This window comes from Pseudorhizobium flavum, assembly GCF_044142885.1.
GTDB classification, from domain to species: domain Bacteria; phylum Pseudomonadota; class Alphaproteobacteria; order Rhizobiales; family Rhizobiaceae; genus Neorhizobium; species Neorhizobium flavum.
On record NZ_JBIOKZ010000003.1, the window covers coordinates 353,699 to 371,751 of the forward strand.

At 63.1% G+C, this 18,053-nt stretch carries 18 protein-coding genes; 10 read left to right on the forward strand and 8 right to left on the reverse strand.

Annotated features, from left to right (window positions below):
* Positions 1–7 precede the first annotated feature (7 nt).
* Positions 8–1,585 carry a signal recognition particle protein gene (gene ffh, locus ACEPP2_RS08565; RefSeq protein WP_077549296.1) on the reverse strand — a complete coding sequence of 526 codons (1,578 nt, stop codon included), beginning with the start codon at positions 1,583–1,585 and terminating at the stop codon, positions 8–10.
* 300 nt (positions 1,586–1,885) lie between these two features.
* Here ffh and ACEPP2_RS08570 point away from each other — a divergent pair, with 300 nt between their 5' ends.
* The 6 genes from ACEPP2_RS08570 (at position 1,886) to ACEPP2_RS08595 (ending at position 8,364) form a co-directional block, all read left to right on the forward strand.
* A complete protein-coding gene (locus ACEPP2_RS08570; RefSeq protein WP_395516324.1) occupies positions 1,886–2,968 on the forward strand; it encodes an MBL fold metallo-hydrolase in 1,083 nt (360 codons plus the stop codon).
* Positions 2,969–3,510: 542 nt separating this feature from the next.
* Positions 3,511–4,413 (forward strand): diaminopimelate epimerase, encoded by a 903-nt coding sequence (gene dapF, locus ACEPP2_RS08575; RefSeq protein WP_395516325.1) that lies wholly within the window; start codon positions 3,511–3,513, stop codon positions 4,411–4,413.
* Complete coding sequence (mtaB, locus tag ACEPP2_RS08580; protein ID WP_395516326.1) at positions 4,410–5,684, forward strand: tRNA (N(6)-L-threonylcarbamoyladenosine(37)-C(2))-methylthiotransferase MtaB; 1,275 nt, start codon at positions 4,410–4,412, stop codon at positions 5,682–5,684. Before dapF ends, mtaB begins: the two co-directional genes overlap by 4 nt.
* A 14-nt stretch (positions 5,685–5,698) precedes the next feature.
* Positions 5,699–7,072, forward strand: a complete 1,374-nt coding sequence (ftsY, locus tag ACEPP2_RS08585; protein WP_395516327.1) for a signal recognition particle-docking protein FtsY — start codon at positions 5,699–5,701, stop codon at positions 7,070–7,072.
* 54 nt (positions 7,073–7,126) lie between these two features.
* Positions 7,127–7,774, forward strand: a complete 648-nt coding sequence (locus ACEPP2_RS08590) for a septation protein A (RefSeq protein WP_077549303.1) — start codon at positions 7,127–7,129, stop codon at positions 7,772–7,774.
* A complete protein-coding gene (locus ACEPP2_RS08595; RefSeq protein WP_142586466.1) occupies positions 7,771–8,364 on the forward strand; it encodes a DUF2585 domain-containing protein in 594 nt (197 codons plus the stop codon). Before ACEPP2_RS08590 ends, ACEPP2_RS08595 begins: the two co-directional genes overlap by 4 nt.
* A gap of 4 nt (positions 8,365–8,368) precedes the next feature.
* Here the strand turns inward: ACEPP2_RS08595 and ACEPP2_RS08600 are convergent, their stop codons facing one another.
* Genes ACEPP2_RS08600 through ccmA form a run of 5 tightly spaced genes read right to left on the reverse strand, consistent with a single transcriptional unit; the run spans position 8,369 to position 11,249 of the window.
* Positions 8,369–8,971, reverse strand: coding sequence for a DsbE family thiol:disulfide interchange protein (locus ACEPP2_RS08600; protein ID WP_395516328.1), 603 nt, complete (start codon positions 8,969–8,971; stop codon positions 8,369–8,371).
* Positions 8,968–9,141 carry a heme exporter protein CcmD gene (gene ccmD, locus ACEPP2_RS08605; protein WP_281977164.1) on the reverse strand — a complete coding sequence of 58 codons (174 nt, stop codon included), beginning with the start codon at positions 9,139–9,141 and terminating at the stop codon, positions 8,968–8,970. Before ccmD ends, ACEPP2_RS08600 begins: the two co-directional genes overlap by 4 nt.
* A gap of 1 nt (position 9,142) precedes the next feature.
* A complete protein-coding gene (locus tag ACEPP2_RS08610; protein ID WP_395516329.1) occupies positions 9,143–9,901 on the reverse strand; it encodes a heme ABC transporter permease in 759 nt (252 codons plus the stop codon).
* A gap of 44 nt (positions 9,902–9,945) precedes the next feature.
* On the reverse strand, positions 9,946–10,605 hold the full coding sequence (ccmB, locus tag ACEPP2_RS08615; RefSeq protein ID WP_052640436.1) for a heme exporter protein CcmB: 660 nt from the start codon (positions 10,603–10,605) through the stop codon (positions 9,946–9,948).
* On the reverse strand, positions 10,602–11,249 hold the full coding sequence (gene ccmA, locus ACEPP2_RS08620) for a heme ABC exporter ATP-binding protein CcmA (protein WP_395516330.1): 648 nt from the start codon (positions 11,247–11,249) through the stop codon (positions 10,602–10,604). The genes ccmB and ccmA overlap by 4 nt, the downstream gene beginning before the upstream one ends.
* Positions 11,250–11,514: 265 nt before the next feature.
* Between ccmA and acnA the strand changes: the two genes are divergently transcribed.
* The 4 genes from acnA (at position 11,515) to ACEPP2_RS08640 (ending at position 16,566) form a co-directional block, all read left to right on the forward strand.
* Entirely contained in the window at positions 11,515–14,208 is a 2,694-nt protein-coding gene (gene acnA, locus ACEPP2_RS08625; RefSeq protein WP_395516331.1) for an aconitate hydratase AcnA, read from the forward strand.
* Positions 14,209–14,282: 74 nt separating this feature from the next.
* Complete coding sequence (locus ACEPP2_RS08630; protein ID WP_281977167.1) at positions 14,283–15,020, forward strand: sulfite exporter TauE/SafE family protein; 738 nt, start codon at positions 14,283–14,285, stop codon at positions 15,018–15,020.
* 154 nt (positions 15,021–15,174) lie between these two features.
* On the forward strand, positions 15,175–15,924 hold the full coding sequence (locus tag ACEPP2_RS08635; RefSeq protein ID WP_395516332.1) for a DUF1223 domain-containing protein: 750 nt from the start codon (positions 15,175–15,177) through the stop codon (positions 15,922–15,924).
* A gap of 255 nt (positions 15,925–16,179) precedes the next feature.
* Positions 16,180–16,566 carry a DUF2794 domain-containing protein gene (locus tag ACEPP2_RS08640; protein ID WP_395516333.1) on the forward strand — a complete coding sequence of 129 codons (387 nt, stop codon included), beginning with the start codon at positions 16,180–16,182 and terminating at the stop codon, positions 16,564–16,566.
* Here ACEPP2_RS08640 and ACEPP2_RS08645 read toward each other — a convergent pair.
* The gene (locus ACEPP2_RS08645; protein WP_395516334.1) at positions 16,563–17,120 is read right to left on the reverse strand and encodes a GNAT family N-acetyltransferase; all 558 of its coding nucleotides are present in this window, start codon (positions 17,118–17,120) and stop codon (positions 16,563–16,565) included. The two genes, ACEPP2_RS08640 and ACEPP2_RS08645, sit on opposite strands and share 4 nt — an antisense overlap.
* Positions 17,121–17,227: 107 nt before the next feature.
* Positions 17,228–17,974 (reverse strand): Bax inhibitor-1/YccA family protein, encoded by a 747-nt coding sequence (locus ACEPP2_RS08650; protein ID WP_077549314.1) that lies wholly within the window; start codon positions 17,972–17,974, stop codon positions 17,228–17,230.
* Between the last annotated feature and the right edge of the window lie 79 nt (positions 17,975–18,053).

An 18,053-nucleotide genomic window follows, 5' to 3' on the forward strand; every position in this document is an offset into this window, starting at 1 on the left:
GTTCCCTCTACTTCTTCTTCGGCAGTCCGGGCAGGCCCGGGAAGCCGCCGCCGAGGCCGGGCAGGCCGCCCATACCCGGCATTCCTCCACCCGGCAGTCCCGGCATCGAGCCCGGCTTGAAGCCCGCGGCTTCCGCCTGCTTCTGCAGTGCCTCGAGCTGCTTCGGATCGAGCTTGGACAGATCCGGCATGCCGCCCATTCCACCCCCGAGGCCGCCCATGCCGCCAAGTCCCATCTTGCCGGCAAGGCCGCCCATCATCTGTTTCATCATGCCGCCGCCTTTGCCCTTGCCGCCCATGGCCTTCATCATGTCGGCCATCTGGCGGTGCATTTTCAGCAGCTTGTTGATCTCGGCGGCGTCGGTGCCGGAGCCGGCGGCGATGCGCTTCTTGCGGGAATGCTTCAGGATATCCGGATTGGCGCGCTCGGCCTTGGTCATCGACTGGATGATGGCGATCTGGCGGTCGAACATCTTGTCGCTCATGCCGGACGCGGCGAGCTTGTCCTTCATGCCGGCCATGCCGGGCATCATTCCCATGATACCGCCCATGCCGCCGAGCGACTTCATCTGGCGCAGCTGGTCGGCGAGGTCGTTCAGGTCGAACTTGCCCTTGGCCATCTTCTCGGCCATGGCGCGCGCCTTCTCGGCGTCGATGTTCTCGGCGGCCTTTTCGACGAGGGAGACGATGTCGCCCATGCCGAGGATGCGGTCGGCGATGCGGCGGGGATGGAATTCCTCCATCTCCGTCATCTTCTCACCCGTTCCGATCAGCTTGATCGGCTTGCCGGTGACGGCGCGCATGGAAAGTGCAGCACCGCCACGGCCGTCGCCGTCCATGCGGGTGAGCACCAGGCCGGTGATGCCGACGCGTTCGTCGAAGTTGCGTGCGAGGTTGACGGCGTCCTGGCCGGTCAGGCTGTCGGCGACGAGCAGGATCTCGTGCGGGTTCGACTTCCGCTTGATCTCGGCCATCTCGACCATCAGCGGTTCGTCGATATGGGTACGGCCGGCGGTGTCGAGGATGACGACGTCATGGCCGCCGAGCCTTGCCGCCTGCACGGCGCGTGCGGCAATGTCGGTCGGCGACTGGCCGGCAATGATCGGTAGCGTGTCGACGCCTGTCTGGACGCCGAGCTGGCGAAGCTGTTCCTGGGCGGCGGGGCGGCGCGTGTCCAGCGACGCCATCAGCACCTTCTTCTTCTCGCGGTCGGTCAGCCGCTTGGCGATCTTGCCGGTCGTGGTCGTCTTGCCCGAGCCCTGGAGGCCGACCATCATGATGACGACGGGGGCCGGCGCATGCAGGTCGATGCCGACCCCTTCGGAGCCCAGCATCTCGACCAGTTCGTCATGGACGATCTTGACGACCATCTGGCCGGGCTTGATCGACTTCAGGACCGCAGCCCCGACTGCCTTCTCGCGAACCTTGTCGGTAAAGGCACGGACGACCTCGAGCGACACGTCTGCCTCGAGCAGCGCACGGCGAACCTCGCGCAGCGCAGCGGAGACATCCGCCTCGCTCAACGCGCCACGGCCGGTCAGTCCATTCAGGATGGAGCCAAGACGGTCCTGGAGGTTTTCAAACATCCGTGTCTTCCTTCTTCGTTTCCGGGTGCCGGAAACGTCGGGTCTTTCCGCGACGAAAACAAGACGCCCAGACGCGGGCAAAGCCGAAAAGCACCCGAGGGCGCCACGCGCTGTCGGGTGTTGACCTCCGGGCTCATTGAATTCGGCCCCGGTCGGCGGCTCCAAGTCTTGTCACTTGTCAGCAGATGCGGCGGATAAACAGGAAACAGCCGGGAAAGTCAAGCTTGGCGGTGCTGTCACTTCTCCGCGACCTCGTCGGCTACGCTTGAAGCCACATGGCGCCGACCCTATACATCTGCAATGAACCGTCGCAGCTTCCTCAAATGGTCCGGTCTTGCGGCCCTTGCCGCATTTGCCGGCGGCGTCACGGCAAGGAGCGCCATGGCCGGCAACAAGTATTATTCCGGGCCGGTGAGCGATCACTTTGATGGCAAGCTCTTCTTCAACCCCGACGGAGAGGAGCCGAGCGGCCTCCTGAACCTTGTTCGCTGGAAGCTCGGCAATGGCAACAAGGCCTGGCCGGACAGTTTCCCCAGTCCGTTTCCACAGGCCGTGCCTGAAGAACGGATAACAGGCGACCGGCTGGTGGTCACCCTGGTCGGTCACGCATCATTCCTGATCCAGGTCGCGGGCCTGAATATCCTGACCGATCCGGTGTGGGACGAGCGCGCAAGCCCCGTCCGCTTCGCCGGCCCCAAGCGGGTCAACCCGCCGGGCATCAACATGGGCGACCTGCCGCCCATCGATCTCGTGATCGTCACCCACAACCACTACGACCACATGGATCTGGAGACGCTCTGGGTGCTCCAGGACCGTGACAAGCCGCGCTTCGTCACGCCTCTCGGCAACGACGAGATCATCCGCGCTCGTGTAGAGGATGGACGCTTCGACGTCATGGACTGGGGCGATCGGCTGGAGGTCGGCCATGGCGTCACCCTTCATTGCGAGCCATGCCACCACTGGTCCGCGCGTGGGCTGGGGGACCGTCGCATGGCGCTCTGGGCTGCCTTCGTCATCGAGACACCGGCCGGCAAGATCTATCATATCGGTGACACCGGCTTCCATCGGGGGATCAACTATCGCGCGGCACGGGAAAAGCATGGCGGCTTCCGTCTCGCCAACCTGCCCTTCGGCGCCTATGAGCCGCAATGGTTCATGAAGGCGCAGCACCAGAACCCCGACGAGGCGGTGGAAGGCATGCTGCTGTGTGATGCCGCCCATGTCGCCGGCCACCACTGGGGCACCTTCAAGCTGACCGATGAAGGGATCGAGGAGCCGGTGGAGGCGCTCAATGCGGCGCTCGACGCCCGTCGAATATCCCGAAGCCGTTTCCGTCCGATGCGGCCGGGCGAAGTTTTCGAGGTTCCTGCAGCCGCTGTCTGACCCGGTAGCGGGGATGAATCCGCGGGTGCACCTCAACAGAATGAATGACTTGGCACCTTCAGGATTCACGTGAGCGGAAAGTGGTCGATACTTGGACTGCTTCCGTCGCCGGAGTGTTTCGCGAGACGTTCGCGGGCAGGCGGGAGCCGGCGCCCTGTCCCGATGCCGTAACGTGCGGTGAGGGCAGGGAGGTGAAAGGCATGGCGGGAGCATCGAAAGATGTTCCGCCTATCAAGCCTCCCCCGGGTCGCCAGGCCCGGTTCGGTTGAGCCGTCCAAGCGCAGGAGCGATCCTGCGTGCAGCGAGGCGAGACGATCACCTGTAGGGACCGGAAGTCCCGAAAGAACGCCGAAGGCCACGCACATGCGGAGCCACACATACATACTTTGAGAGGTTTCGCATGTGCGTGGGCTCTCCGTGACAATAACTCCAACCGCGCCGGCACCCGGTAGCGGTGGCGAAGCATGTCCGCGCTCTGGTAATTAAACGCCGTTTCCGCCATATACGGCCGGGAGCGGCACCGCCCAACGGGATCGAAGGCAATGGCAGGACTGGTCGAATTCGCGAAGATGAACGGGCTTGGCAACAAGATCCTCGTCGTCGACATGCGCGGCCGGCCGGACAAGGTGACACCGGAAGCGGCGGTCGCGTTGAACGCCGATCCGCAGACCCAGTTCGACCAGATCATGGCGATCCACGATCCGAAGGCGCACGGCACCGACGCCTGGATCGATATCCTGAATTCGGACGGGTCCAAGGCGCAGGCCTGCGGCAACGGCACGCGCTGCGTCGTGCAGGCGCTTGCCGCCGAAACGGGGCGCAAGGCCTTCACCTTCCAGACAGTTGCCGGCATCCTGAACGCCGCCGAACATGAGGACGGGTCGATTTCCGTCGACATGGGCAAGCCGGTCTTCGCCTGGAACCGGATCCCGCTGTCAGAGGAATTCTTCGACACGAGCCGCATCGAACTGCAGATCGGCCCGATCGACGCGCCGGTCCTGCATTCGCCCTCTGCCATGTCGATGGGCAACCCCCATGCGATCTTCTGGGTCGACAAGGACCCGATGGCGTTCGATCTCGAACGCTTCGGCCCGCTTCTCGAAAACCACCCGATGTTCCCCGAGAAGGCAAACATCACGCTGGCCCAGGTCATCTCGAAGGAGTCTCTGCGCACCCGCACGTGGGAGCGCGGTGCCGGCCTGACGCTCGCCTGCGGTTCGGCCGCCTGCGCCGCCGCAGTGTCCGCTGCACGCACGGGACGTACTGGCCGGAGAGTGGAGATCGACGTTGCCTCCAGTCCGATCCGCCAGCCGCTGGTGATCGAATGGCGCGAGGACGACCACGTCATCATGACGGGTCCGGCGGAGTGGGAATGGTCCGGCCGGCTTGACCCGCGGACCGGTACCTTCACGCGCGATCTGGAGCCGGGGGCTCAGGCGAATTGAGCGGCGTCGAGGTTATAACCTTCGGCTGCCGGCTCAACACCTATGAGTCGGAAGTGATGCGGGCCGAGGCCGAGAAGGCCGGGCTCAACAATGCCGTTCTGGTCAATACCTGCGCCGTCACCGGCGAGGCGGTGCGCCAGGCGCGCCAGGCCATCCGCCGCGCCCGCCGCGAAAATCCCCATGCCCGCATCATCGTCACCGGCTGCGCTGCCCAGACCGAGAAACAGGTCTTCGCCGAAATGGCCGAAGTGGATGCGGTGCTCGGTAACGAGGAGAAGCTGACCGCTGCCTCCTACCGTGCCCTGCCGGATTTCGGGGTGTCGGCGGAAGAAAAGCTCCGCGTCAACGACATCATGAGCGTCAAGGCGACCGCGCCGCAGATGGTGAAGCACATCGATGGGCATGTACGCGCCTTCATCCAGGTGCAGAACGGCTGCGACCACCGCTGCACCTTCTGCATCATCCCCTATGGCCGCGGCAATTCACGTTCCGTGCCCATGGGGGCCGTGGTCGATCAGGCTCGCAAGCTGGTGCAGGGCGGCTATCGGGAGATCGTTTTGACCGGCGTCGACGCCACAAGCTATGGCGCGGACCTGCCTGGCCAGCCCTCGCTTGGCTACCTTGCCAAGACGCTGCTGCGGCAGGTCCCGGAAATCCTCCGGCTGCGCCTCTCGTCGATTGATAGCATCGAGGCGGACCGGCACCTGTGGGACCTGATCGCGGACGAACCGCGCTTCATGCCGCATCTGCATCTGTCGCTACAGCATGGCGACGACATGATCCTGAAGCGCATGAAGCGCCGCCACAGCCGCGCCGATGCACTGTCCTTTGTCGAGCAGGCGCGGCGCCTGCGCCCTGACATCGTCTTCGGAGCTGACATGATCGCCGGTTTTCCGACGGAGACGGCGGAGATGGCGGAGAATGCCGCGACGCTTGCCGAGGAGGCCGGCCTCGCCTTCCTGCACGTCTTCCCCTACAGCCCCCGTCCCGGCACGCCGGCCGCTCGCATGCCGCAGCTCGATCGACCACTGGTCAAGGAACGGGCTGCGCGTCTGCGTGCCCGCGGCGATGCGCTACACCGGGCCCATCTCGACCGGATGGTTGGAAGCGTCCAGACGATCATCGTCGAGATGAACGGTATGGCGCATACGGAAAACTTTTCGCTGGTCGCAGCGCCCGGGCTTGTTCCCCGCGAGATCCGGCGCGTTATCATTACCGGCCACAACGGCAAACATCTGGATATGGAGGTTGCGCCGGCACTGGCGGCGTAACCGGAGCGGATTTCATGGCACTAGGCTTCATCAAAAAGGTCTTCACCTTCGGCAAGGAGAAGCCCATAGAGCAACAGGCGCCGGAAGAGCACCTGACGCCAGCGGAAGCCGCTGCGATCGATGCGGAAGTTGAGCCGCATTCGCGCGAGGAGGACCTGCCGGTTTCGCCGGTAGACCCGGTGGCGCCGGTTGAGATGGAGACGGCCGGCGGCCAGGCTGCCGATGACGCACGGGATGTCGTGGAGCCAGTCGAACCCGAGCCGGCAGATGAAGAGCCATCGGAGGAAGAACTGCCGCCCCTTCTGCCCGGCGCCGAAGAGAACACGGAAATCGGCATCGTGCCGCTGTCGCTGCTGGAGGCGGAGAGCGAAGCCGGTACCGAAAGCTCGCCGGTGTCCGAACCCGTTCTGCCGAAGGGTTTCACCACCCGGGTCGAGGAGGTGCTGGAGCCGGAGGTCGTGGCACCTCGGATGACCTGGTACCAGCGCCTGCGGGCTGGTCTTGCCCGTACCTCTTCCCAGCTTACCGGGCAGATCACCGCTCTCTTCACCAAGCGCAAGCTGGACGAGGAAACGCTGGAAGACCTGGAGGACCTGCTGATCCAGTCCGACCTCGGCGTGGAAACCGCCATGCGCATCACCGGTGCGTTGTCGGCCGAACGCTACGGCAAGGACGTCACCGGCGAGGATGTCTCCCGCATCATGGCGGCGGAAATCAGCAAGGTGCTCTCACCGGTCGCCAGGCCGCTGCAACTCGACCTCAACCACAAGCCGCACGTCATCCTGGTGGTCGGCGTCAATGGCACGGGCAAGACCACCACCATCGGCAAGCTTGCCGCGAAGCTCTCGGGATCGGGGCTGAAGGTCATGCTGGCCGCAGGAGATACGTTCCGTGCTGCCGCCATCGAGCAGTTGAAGATCTGGGCTGATCGCACTGGTTCGGAATTCATCGGCACGAAGCTGGGCGCAGATGCCGCCGGCCTTGCCTACGACGCCTTCGAACAGGCGCGGGCGAAGAAGTCGGACGTGCTGATCATCGACACAGCCGGTCGCCTGCAGAACAAGGCCGGGCTGATGGCGGAACTCGAAAAGATCGTCCGCGTGCTTGCCAAACTCGATCCTGACGCGCCGCATACGGTCCTGCAGACGCTCGATGCCACCACCGGCCAGAATGCCCTGCAGCAGGTGGAGATCTTCCGCAATGTTGCCGGTGTCAGCGGCCTGATCATGACCAAGCTCGACGGCACGGCGCGGGGCGGTATCCTCGTGGGTATCGCGGCCAAGCATAAGCTGCCGGTCTATTTCATCGGCGTCGGAGAGGGCGTCGACGATCTGGAGCCTTTCGAGGCGGATGATTTCGCCAAGGCCATTGCCGGTCTGACGCATTAATGCCACAGAAACAGCGTTTCCAGCCGCAGAACCCCATCAGCAGAAGTTGAATCGATGCAGATCGAAAGCGATACCAAGGCCACACCGGAAGAAAAGCATCACCCGATGCTGAAGTTCGCGCTCGAGATCGGGCCACTGCTGGTCTTCTTCTTCGGCAATATCCGCGGTGAATGGCTGGCGGAAACCTTCCCGGCCTTGGGCGTCGTTGGCGGTCCGCTCTTGATTGCGACAGCGCTCTTCATGGTCGCGACGGTGATCTCGCTCATCGTCTCGAAGATCGTCTTCAAGCACCTGCCGGTCATGCCCTTCGTCTCCGGTGTCGTCGTCATGGTTTTCGGGACGCTGTCCATCTGGCTGCAGGACGAGACCTTCATCAAGATGAAGCCGACGATCGTGAACACGCTCTTCGGCGTGGTCCTGCTCGGAGGGCTGCTGTTCGGCAAGTCGCTTCTCGGCTACGTCTTCAACGCCGCCTTCAATCTCGACGAGATGGGCTGGCAGAAACTGACCTTCCGCTGGGGGATCTTCTTCCTGTTCCTCGCCGTGCTCAACGAAGTCGTCTGGCGCAACTTCTCCGACGACTTCTGGGTCAACTTCAAGGTCTGGGGCACCATGCCGATCACGCTCGCCTTCACCTTCGCGCAGCTGCCGCTGATCATGCGCCACACCATCCCCGACGCCATCGCGGAAGCCGATAAGTGAGCGTCACGGCCTCTCCATCGTCGTGGTCACCGTGGTCGCGGCGGTGGTTTCTGGCGGCCGTCACGCTCTTCGTGCTTCAGCTCGTGGTTCTCTACGCCATGGGCCGAATTCCGATCTGCGAGTGCGGCTACGTGAAGCTCTGGGAAGGCGGGGTGAACTCCAGCGGCAATTCCCAGCACCTGTCGGACTGGTACACGCCATCCCACATCATCCACGGCTTCCTGTTCTACGGCCTCGCCTGGCTGCTGTTTCGCCGGGCGCCCCTGACGGCACGGCTCTCCTTTGCTGTCCTCATCGAAGCAGCCTGGGAGGTCCTGGAAAACACGCCGATGGTGATCGACCGGTATCGGACCGCGACCATGGCCCTCGGCTATACCGGCGACAGCATCCTCAACTCGGCGATGGACACGATTTTCATGGCGCTCGGCTTCCTGGCCGCCGCCCGCCTGCCGGTCTGGCTGACGGTCGCGATCGCCATCGGCTTCGAACTCCTGACCGGCTGGATCATCCGCGACAACCTGACACTCAACGTGCTGATGCTGCTCTGGCCGGTCGACGCGATCAGGGAATGGCAGGCGGCGCTGGGCTGACCGATCAGGCGCCGGCGGCGGCCTTCTCGATCGCCGGCAGCAGTTCCTTGGTCAGCGTCCGCTCGTCGAACGGACCGACCTTCTTGTAGAGGATGGTGCCGTCCGGGCCGACGAGATAACTCTCCGGGATGCCGTAGACGCCCCAGTCGATCGCCGCCTTGCCGTTCGGATCGACGCCGATCGCGTCATAGGGATTGCCGAGCTCACCGAGGAAGCGCAGCGCGTTTTCGTTGCGGTCCTTGTAGTTGATGCCGACCACCGTCAGCCGCTCGTCCTTCGCCAGTTCCTTGAGGAAGGGATGCTCCTGCCGGCAGGGGACGCACCAGGAGGCGAAGACGTTCACGAGCGTCAGCTTGCCGTCGACGGCCGCGTCCGTGAGCGCCGGAGTGTTCGACCCTTCGAGGGCAGGCAGGGCCAGCGACGGCGCCTTCTGGCCGATCAGCGCGGAAGGTATGGCGGAAATATCGCGGCCGTTGACGTCCTGGTCATAGAGCATCTTGCCTGCGACGAGGGCGAAGCCGCCGAAGACGGCCAGCGGTATGAGCGCCAGGAAATAGCGGCCGATGCCGCGCCGGCGGGCGGGGGCGTTGTCGATCTCGCTGGTCATGCGGCGCCATCCTTGACGGGTGCAGAGGAGCGCCGCCGGATGCCGGATGCCTCCAGTTCCGCAAGCTCCCGCTGTCGCGCCCGTCCATCGAGCCATATCCAGCCGAGCATGACCGCGATGATCAAGCCCGAGACGCCATAGGATACTGCGATGTAGAAATCGTGGCCCATCTCAGCTCTCCCGGCTCGCCATGCGCGCCGCCATGCGTCGTTGCGCCGTGACCCGGCGGCGCCAGATCTCATTTCGCATCGCCATGAGATGCAGCGTGAAGAAAAGGAAGGTAAAGGCGAACGCCATCACCAGCAGCGGGATCAGGAATTCCGGATCGATCGTCGGGCCATCCAGCCGCACGACGCTGGCCGGCTGGTGCAAGGTGTTCCACCATTCTACCGAGAACTTGATGATCGGGATATTCACGAAGCCGACGAGAATGAGCACGGCGCTGACCCGTGCGGCCTTCGACGGATCGTCCATCGCCCGGTTCAGCGCGATCAGGCCGAGATACATCAGGAACAGCACGAAGACCGAGGTCAGGCGCGCATCCCAGACCCACCAGGTCCCCCACATCGGCTTGCCCCACAGTGAGCCGGTGGCGAGCGCGATCAGCGTGAAGGCGGCGCCGAGCGGTGCGGCTGCCTTATGGCTGACGTCGGCAAGCGGATGGCGCCAGACAAGGGTGCCGATCGCCGAAAGCGCCATCACCGTGTAGCACATCATCGACAGCCATGCCGCGGGGACATGCACATACATGATGCGCACGGTTTCGCCCTGCTGGTAGTCGCCTTCGGTCGTGAAGCTGAGATGGAGGCCGACCGCGAAGAGGCCGGCGGTCAGACAGCCAAGCCAAGGCAGGATCCGCCCCGACAAATTCAGGAAGCGGGTCGGGTTGGCGAGGTCGCTGAACTTTGTGATGGCGAGGCTTTCGGTCATAGGCTCTTTCTAGGCAGAAACGGCACTTTCGGGCTTGATCCTAGTCAATCGCTCGCGTTGCGCAAAGCAAGCGATGCACCGAGCGGGCCGATAACTGCGAAAAACATCGTGATCGCCAATAATATCAGGAATGGCGGCATAAACGGGGCAGGGTCCTGAACCGCCGCATAGGATGCACTGACGCCGAAGATCAGCACCGGTATCGCGAGCGGCAGAACGAGGATCGATACCAGCAGACCGCCCCGCGGCAGGCTTACCGCGACCGCGGCTCCCACGGCGCCGATAAAGGTGAGGGCAGGCGTGCCGACGAGTAAAGTCACGGCGACCGCGCCGATGGCGACCTCGCTCATGTTCATGAACAGACCGAGAAGCGGCGAGGCGATCACCAGCGGCAGGCTGTTGGCCAGCCAGTGGGCGAGGCACTTGACCAGCACGGTGAGCACCAGCGGGTGCTCCTGCATCAGGATCAGGTCGAGCGAGCCGTCGTCCCGCTCCGTCTGGAAGAGGCGGTCGAGGCCGAGCAGCGCCGCGAGGAGCGCCCCGATCCAGACAATGGCCGGGCCAATGCGGGAGAGCAGGTTGAGGTCGGGGCCAACCCCAAACGGAATGACCGCGACGACGGTCATGAAGAAGAGGACGCCGATCAGGGCCCCGCCGCCGGCACGCACGGACAGCTTCAGGTCGCGGAGCAGCAAAGACATCATGCTGCGAACTCCTCGGCTACACCGGCAAAGCCGGTCATCCGCAGTTCCTGCATCCCCTCGATACCGAGTGGCTGGTGGGTTGCGGCGAGAAGAATGCCGCCACGGCCCAGGTGCTGGCGGATGAGATCCGCAAAGGTCGCCTCCGCCCTGGTGTCGAGGGCGGCAGTCGGTTCATCGAGGATCCAGACCGGGCGATAGGAAACGAGCAGCTTGGCGAAGGCCATGCGGCGCTGCTGTCCTGCGGAGAGATAGCCGAAGGGAAGATGAGCAATGCCGCCGAGGCCTACCTGTTCGGCAGCCTGGGCGACCGAAACGCCCTCGCCGCCTGGAAGGTCACCGCAGAAGTCCTTCCAGAAGGCGAGGTTCTCGTGCACCGACAGCTCCGCCTTCATTGCATTGCGGTGGCCGAGATAGTGGCAGGCCTCGCTGGCGCGAATCGCATCGTCTGTCGAGGAGGAGGACCATCTGACCTGGCCGTGCTCTGGGCGAAGCAGGCCCGCGACCACCCGCAGGAGCGTCGATTTGCCGGAGCCGTTCCTGCCGGTGAGGATCAGTCCTTCACCTGCGCCGAGCTCGAAGGAAATGTCCGAAAAAAGCAGGTCTTCCCCGCGCCGGGCCGCGAGCATTTCGGCCGTCAGCCGCATGGCAGGTCCTTCATTAGGATTCAAATTACCTGAGCAGAAATTTTGTATGCAATGACCACAAAGCGGTCTGGAACCCTTCTTAGAAATTATCTATAAGCTTCGCAACCACGCCAGCGGCCGGCGTGATTATCATCTTGCGCCGAACCTGAAGACCTCAATCTTCTCGTGCGGACAGCGGAAATGGTCGCACCCGCATCCTGATGTGCATAAGTGCATAGGCGTCCGCACGCGCGTGTTGGCTCTCATATCAGCGGGGTTATTGTCCGTGGCTAAATCTCTCGACAGCTTCAATTGTCGCTCCGTCCTTACCGTGGGCGGCAAGGACTATGTCTACTACAGCCTGCCCAAGGCGGAAGCGAACGGTCTACCCGGCGTTTCGAAGCTTCCCTTCTCGATGAAGGTGCTGCTCGAAAACCTGCTGCGCCACGAGGACGGACGGTCCGTGACCAAGGAGCACATCCTTGCCGTCGCCGAATGGCTCAACAACAAGGGCACCGTCGAAAGCGAAATTGCCTACCGCCCGGCCCGCGTGCTGATGCAGGACTTCACCGGGGTTCCGGCAGTGGTCGATCTTGCGGCCATGCGCGACGCCATGGTCTCGCTCGGCGGCGACCCGGAGAAGATCAACCCGCTGGTCCCGGTCGACCTCGTGATCGACCACTCCGTCATCGTCGACGAGTTCGGCACGCCGACCGCCTTTGCCCGCAACGTCGAGCTGGAATACCAGCGCAACGGCGAGCGCTACCGCTTCCTGAAATGGGGCCAGCAGGCGTTCAAGAACTTCCGCGTGGTCCCTCCGGGCACCGGCATCTGTCATCAGGTCAACCTCGAATATCTCGGCCAGACCGTCTGGACCAAGGATGAGGATGGCGAGACGATCGCCTATCCGGACACCTGCGTCGGCACCGACAGCCACACAACCATGATCAACGGCCTCGGCGTTCTCGGCTGGGGTGTTGGCGGCATCGAGGCGGAAGCCGCCATGCTTGGCCAGCCGGTCTCCATGCTCCTGCCGGAAGTCATCGGCTTCAAGCTCACCGGCAAGCTGAAGGAAGGCGTCACCGCGACTGACCTCGTGCTGACCGTGGTGCAGATGCTGCGCAAGAAGGGCGTTGTCTCGAAGTTCGTTGAATTCTTCGGCCCGGGCATGGACAACATGCCGCTCGCCGACCGCGCGACCATAGGCAACATGGGCCCGGAATACGGAGCCACCTGCGGCTTCTTCCCGGTCGACGGCGAAACCATCAACTACCTCACCATGTCCGGCCGTACCCGCGAGCGGATCGCGCTGGTGGAAGCCTATTCCAAGGCTCAGGGCATGTGGCGCGAAGGCGATGGCTCCGAGCTCGTCTTCACCGATACGCTTGAGCTGGACCTCGGCGACGTCGTGCCGTCCATGGCCGGCCCGAAGCGTCCGGAAGGCCGCATCGCGCTCGAGAACATCGCCTCCGGCTTCGCCTCCGCCCTCGAGGCAGACTACAAGAAGCCGGGCCAGCTCGATACGCGCTATGCGGTTGAAGGCACGGACTTCGATCTCGGTCACGGCGACGTCGCCATTGCCGCGATCACGTCCTGCACCAACACGTCCAACCCGAGCGTGCTCATTGCCGCAGGCCTGCTGGCCCGTAACGCCGTTGCCAAGGGCCTGAAGACCAAGCCGTGGGTGAAGACTTCGCTGGCGCCTGGATCGCAGGTGGTCGGGGAATACCTTGCAAAGTCCGGTCTGCAGACGGATCTGGACAAGCTCGGCTTCAACCTCGTCGGCTTCGGCTGCACGACCTGCATCGGCAACTCGGGCCCGTTGCCGGCGCCGATCTCCAAGACGATCAACGACAAGGGCCTGATCGTATCGGGCGTTCTTTCGGGTAACCGCAACTTCGAGGGCCGCATCTCGCCGGATGTTCAGGCGAACTACCTGGCCTCGCCGCCGCTCGTCGTCGCCTATGCCTTGGCCGGCACGGTGCAGAAGGACCTGACGAAGGAGCCGATCGGTGAAGACCAGAACGGCAACCCTGTCTACCTGAAGGACATCTGGCCGACCTCGCACGAGATCCAGGAGTTCATCCTGAAGTACGTCACGCGCGAACTCTACGAGTCGAAGTATGCGGACGTGTTCAAGGGCGACGAGAACTGGCAGGCCGTTCAGGTGCCGCCGGGCCAGACCTACGCCTGGGACGACGACTCCACCTATGTCCAGAACCCGCCCTACTTCGTGGGCATGGGCAAGACGGGTACCGGCCTCAAGGACATCAAGGGCGCTCGTGTCCTCGGTCTCCTTGGCGACAAGATCACCACCGACCACATCTCTCCGGCCGGTTCGATCAAGGCGGCCTCGCCGGCAGGCTCCTATCTCATGGATCACGGGGTCGGTGTTGCCGACTTCAACCAATACGGCACGCGCCGCGGTAACCATGAAGTCATGATGCGTGGTACCTTTGCCAACATCCGCCTTCGCAACCACATGCTCGGCCCGAACGGCAAGGAAGGTGGATACACAATCCACTATCCGTCGAAGGAAGAGATGTCGATCTACGACGCGGCCATGAAGTACAAGGAAGAAGGTGTCCCGCTCGTCATCTTTGCCGGCGTCGAATACGGCAACGGTTCGTCCCGTGACTGGGCCGCGAAGGGTACCAATCTTCTCGGGGTCAAGGCTGTGATTGCGCAGTCGTTCGAGCGTATCCACCGCTCGAACCTGGTCGGCATGGGCGTCGTTCCCTTCGTCCTCGAGGAAGGCACCAGCTGGGCCAGCCTCAACCTCAAGGGCGACGAGACGGTGACGATCGAGGGGCTGGAAGGTCCGATCAAGCCGCGCGAATGGAAGACGGCGAAGATCACCTACGGTGACGGTTCGGTGAAGGAAGTGAACATCCTCTGCCGCATCGATACCCTCGATGAGGTCACCTACATGAACAATGGCGGCATCCTGCAGACCGTTCTCCGCGATCTGGCAGCCTGACAATCAACCTGCACCCGCCGGACCTGTCCGGCGGGTGTTTCCGCGGCCTGGGACGTATTCGCCGGAGCATATCCTTGAGCCCAGCCATCCTCGCAGGCATGGCGCTGACGGTCTTCCTGACATCGCTGCTTTCCGGCGTGTTCGGCATGGCCGGCGGGCTGATCCTTCTCTGGGTCCTGCTTTTCCTGATGCCGGTCGCCACTGCGATCGCCGTGCACGGCGTGATCCAGATGGTCGCCAACGGCTCCCGCGCCTGGTTTTCGCGGCATTACATCGATTACCGGATCCTGGCGATCCTGTGTCTCGGCCTCCTGATCGCGGCGGCTGTGCTGACGGTGGTGGACTACACGCCAAACCTCATTGTCGTATCCGTTGTTCTCGGGCTGATGCCCATTCTCGTCTGGCTGCCGGTCCAGCGCCTGCAACTGGATGCCTCCCGCCCGTCTCACGCCCTCGCCTGCGGCTTCGTCGCCGGAGCTCTTGCCATGGGGGTTGGTGTCTCCGGGCCGACGATCGACATCTTCTTCATCCGCACCATGATGGATCGCCGCAAGGTCATCGCCACGAAGGCGGCAATGCAGCTCGTTTCGCATGCGACAAAGGTGGTCTTCTACTGGCAGGCTGCTGCCGCACTGCCTGCATCAGACTGGCTCGCGATCCTTCTGGCCGCCCCGATCGCCATTTTGGGGACGCGGACCGGCAACATCATCCTGCAGCGGATCACGGACGTGTCCTTCCGAAGCTGGACACGCTGGATCGTCACCGGTATCGGTGGGGTCTATCTGCTGCAGGGTCTCCAGCAGTTGATGTGACTGTTGCGTGGGTGCGGACGTCGAAGCTCCTCACCCCATCGTGACTTCCTCTTGAGCCGTCCGCCCGGTTACTTTGGCCCGAGTTCTTCCGTTAGCCTCTTGATCCCCGCGGTCAGCCGTGGCTAACAAATGTCAGTTCAAGAGGTTTGCGTTCATGCTGCCCATCGTCCGCAGAGCGATATTCCTTGCCGGTGTCCTGGCTGCCGCCGCAGCCTCGGCAGAAGAGGGCCAGACGCCGAAAGGCGTGGTCGAGCTGTTCACATCGCAGGGATGCTCATCCTGCCCGCCGGCAGATGCCGTGTTGAAGAAACTCGTACATCAAGGCGATGTCGTCGCCCTCTCCTACCACGTCGATTACTGGAACTACCTTGGCTGGACCGATACGCTCAGCTCCAAGGCCAATACGGAACGGCAGTACGGGTATGCCGAATCGCTCGGCCGAACCGGCGTCTACACGCCCCAGGCGGTGATCAATGGCCGGGATCACGTGAAGGGGACGGAACTCAGCACGATCACCGCCACCGTGGAGAGGCTCAAGGCCGAAGGCCAGGGCCTGACGGTGCCGGTTGTCGCCCGCATGCGGGGCAAGGAGATCGAGATCGAGATCGGCGAAGGCCAGGGCGAGGCCGAAGTAGTCGTCGCGTATTTTACCAAGCGGCAGGATGTCGAGGTCTCGAAGGGCGAGAATGCCGGCAAGACCATAGAATACTGGCACAGCGTCTACGATGTGCAGTCGGTCGGCATGTGGCAAGGAAAGCCGCTCAAGCTGTCACTTCCGGGCAAGTTCATGGGCAAGTGGAAGAAAGATGGGTGCGCAATCCTGCTGCAGCGCTCAGGCTCCGGCGGGGAGCCAGCGTCCATCCTCGGGGCGACGATCCTGATGGCAGGGCGCAAGCGCAACTAGAAACGCTGCTTGGAAGCGATCCGACCCGGAGACATTGGGGGGCTGGGGGTAAGGGTCAATGCAACCGGGCCGGATCTATTGGGGCTGAAAAAGCCAACCAACGCTCGGACTTTTGTCCGGGAATCCGGCAGTGTTTTGTTCGAAATGCGGCAAGATTAAAAACCCGCTGCGGTTTGTCAAAAGATGCGCAGCCGATTGCTTTTTGCCCCCGCTGAGGCAAACTGTAATGCGATTGACATCATTCATGGAGTCGTGATGACGGATCAGCCGGATTTGCGGGGCCTCCGCAGCCAAGAAGACGACGTCGTCGTTAGCCTGACCGAATACCGCCAGAGCCGAGACCCCGTCCCCGTCACCTTCCACCGGCGAGAGTTGGATGCCATCCTGCGGATCTACGGACGCATGGTTGGCGAGGGCGAGTGGAAGGACTATGCCATCGATCATTTGAAGGACCGCGCGGTCTTCTCGATCTTCAAGCGTTCCGGCGAGATGCCGCTCTACCGGATCGAGAAGAACCCGAAGCTGGCGGCCAAGCAGGGCCAGTACTGTGTTGTCAACGCGCACGGGATGATCCTCAAGCGGGGCCACGAGCTGCCGCAGGTGCTGCGGGTCTTCGACAAGGTGCTGAAGCTGATCGATTAGCCTGGGTAGAGGGTGCCGGGATAGGCAAGGGCGTCCGGATCCGTGGTGGCTCCATCCCCGAGAGAAAGCTGCATGAGTACGGTGTCGAGCCACCGGCCATGCTTGAAGCCGGTTGCCTCCAGCCTGCCGGTGGTCCTGAAGCCGAGGGTTTCGTGGACGGCAATGGATGCGGGGCTCGCGCCGCCGATCACCGCCACCATCTGCCGGAAACCCAGGCTGGTGCAGCGCGTCAGCAGTTCGGATAGCAGTGCCTTGCCGATCCCGCGGCCGCGGGCTTCGGGGGCAAGGTAGATGGAGTCCTCGACGAGCCAGCGATAGGCGGGTCGGGTCCGGAAGGCGGACGCGTAGGCATATCCGAGGAGATTACCGTCCGGATCCTCGGCGGCGATGTAGGGGTAGCCTTTGCCGCAGATTGCGGCGAAGCGGGCTTCCATTTCAACCGTGTCGGGTGGGTCGAGCTCGTAGCTCGCTGTCCCGTTCAGGACGCAGTCTTCATATATGGCCGTGATTGCCGGGAGATCGGAAGGTGAAGCGTCGCGCAGGATGAAGGTCATGGGGTGATGCCGAGGAGGAACTGAGCGAACCTATTGCCGCAGCGCACGCTGGGCAACAAAAAAAGGCGGCCCGGAGGCCGCCTTTTCGTCTGCTGTTTCCGATGCCGCTACTCGTTGCGATTGCCGAGGAACTGCAGGAGGAACATGAACAGGTTGATGAAGTCGAGGTAGAGGGTGAGGGCACCCATGATAGCCTTGCGGCCAGCCACCACGGCTTCGTCGCCGTCCCAGTACATTTCCTTGATCTTCTGCGTGTCGTAGGCGGTCAGGCCGGCGAAGACGAGAACCCCGATCACCGAAATGGCGAAGCCCATTGCCGAAGACTGCAGGAAGATGTTGACGATCGAGGCGATGATCAGGCCGAACAGGCCCATGATCAGGAAGGTGCCGAAGCCCGACAAGTCCTTCTTCGTCGTATAGCCGTAGAGCGACAGCGCACCGAAGGAGGCGGCGGTCACGAAGAACGTCTGGACGATGCTCTCACCGGTAAAGACCAGGAAGATCGAGGACAACGAGAGACCCATCATTGCCGCATAGATCCAGAAGGTCATCTGGGCTGCAGCGACGCTCATCGAATTGATGCGGAAGCTCAGGAAGAACACCATGCCGAGCGGGGCCAGCATGATCACCCACTTCAGCGGGCTGGCATAGAGCATCTGCCCGAAGCCGGTCAGCTGGCCATCGGCAACCGCCATCTGCCATGTCAGGAAAGCCGCAACGCCGGTGATCGCCAGGCCCAGCGCCATCAGGTTGTAGACCTTGAGCATATAGGCGCGGAGACCTTCGTCGATCATCGCCCCCGCTTGCGCGTGGCCCTGCGCCATACGGTTCTGGTAGTTTTTGAAGTCAGCCATAGTTTCCTCATTCAAGCTCCGTGTTTAGTCACGGTGTCGGGACCGACGATCCCAGGCGCCGCTGCGGAGCTCAGCATGC